Origin of the sequence: Stutzerimonas azotifigens, from assembly GCF_013522725.1 — a bacterium.
GTDB classification, from domain to species: Bacteria; Pseudomonadota; Gammaproteobacteria; order Pseudomonadales; family Pseudomonadaceae; genus Stutzerimonas; species Stutzerimonas azotifigens_A.
On the sequence record NZ_JAAMRF010000025.1, the window covers coordinates 1 to 1,229 of the forward strand.

1 protein-coding gene is annotated in these 1,229 nt (G+C 60.5%); it reads right to left on the minus strand.

Annotated features, from left to right (window positions below; genetic code table 11):
* Window positions 1-108: 108 nt before the first annotated feature.
* Window positions 109-1,152 carry an IS110 family transposase gene (locus G7026_RS22480; RefSeq protein ID WP_181073270.1) on the minus strand — a complete coding sequence of 348 codons (1,044 nt, stop codon included), beginning with the start codon at window positions 1,150-1,152 and terminating at the stop codon, window positions 109-111.
* Between the last annotated feature and the right edge of the window lie 77 nt (window positions 1,153-1,229).

The following is a 1,229-nucleotide window of genomic DNA, read 5'->3' on the forward strand; positions in this document are numbered from 1 at the left end:
CATGATTGTTATCGGCCTTGCTCTGCTGCAGGACTCGCCTGTTCCGACAGTCTCGCTTCTCACCACAACCACTAGAAACCCTTCACTTCACCTTGTTAATCCCCGCCGTCAGGCGGGCTTTGTGCTGTGCCAGTTGCCGCTGAAGCGGCGCTCATGGCACCACACCGCCCAGCAGATTCTTACCAGCTTGTTTGCCAGCGCCACGGCGGCCTTGTTGTGGCCGATGCGTTCGGCGTTTTGCAGAGCCCAGCTTTGCAGTTGCGTCAGCCGCTCGGGCGTTCGCGCCTTGCAGCGTTTGGCTGCCAACAGTGCGGCTCGCGCGCCATGGATCAGTAGCGTTCGGACATACACGTTGCCCTTGCAGCTGATCCGTCCGAGCCTTCGTCGCTCGCCACTGCTGTACTCATTCGGCGTCATGCCCAACCAGGCGCTCAAGTGCCGACCACTGGCGAAGCGCTCGGGCTTGCCGACGGCGGTTTTGAATGCACTGGCCGTCAGCAGACCAATGCCACTGACCTCGTCGAGTTTGTGCACGATCTCGTCATCGGCATGCCAGCGCGCCAGTTGCTCTTCGCACTCGCGCATCGACTGTTCATAGAGGCTGATCTCGGCCAGGACAACTTGCAGCGCACCGCGCAAGGCACGCACTTCGGGCCGTTCGATCAGCTCGCATGCCTGGCGCATAAAGGACTTGATGCCGCTCGGAGCTTCAACGCCCGCTTCACGCAGGATGCCGCGCAACAGGTTGATGCGTTGCACTCGTGATTTCTTCCAGCCCTCGCGCAGCTTGTGGAGTTGTTGCACGTGCTGCTGTTGCACACTCTTGACCGGAACCGGGCGGATTTCCTGACAGCGCGCCGCTTCCAGAATGGCGTCGCAGTCGTTGCGATCGGTCTTGTTACGCCGCCGATACGGGCGCACGTAACGAGGGTGCAAGAGCACGACGCGATGCCCTCTCTCCTGCATCAACCGGCCCCAATGGTGAGCTGTGCCACAGGCCTCCATCACCCACTCGACAGGCTCCGTTTGCTCCTGTACATATCGCGCAAACGCCCCGGAATCGAGCCGCCTGCGCCGATCCACTCGGCCGACATGGACACTCTCGGCAACCTGGTAAACGGACTTGGCCAAATCAACTGCTATGCGTTTCATCGCACCTCTCCCAGCGAACAGTCACCACGGTGTTATAGAAGAAACGTGGTGCGGGGAGAGTCCATTACAGCCTTCAA

Excerpts from the sequence above, each read along its gene's own strand:
- G7026_RS22480 (WP_181073270.1), bottom strand. The coding sequence starts at position 1,152 with ATGAAACGCATAGCAGTTGATTTGGCCAAGTCCGTTTACCAGGTTGCC.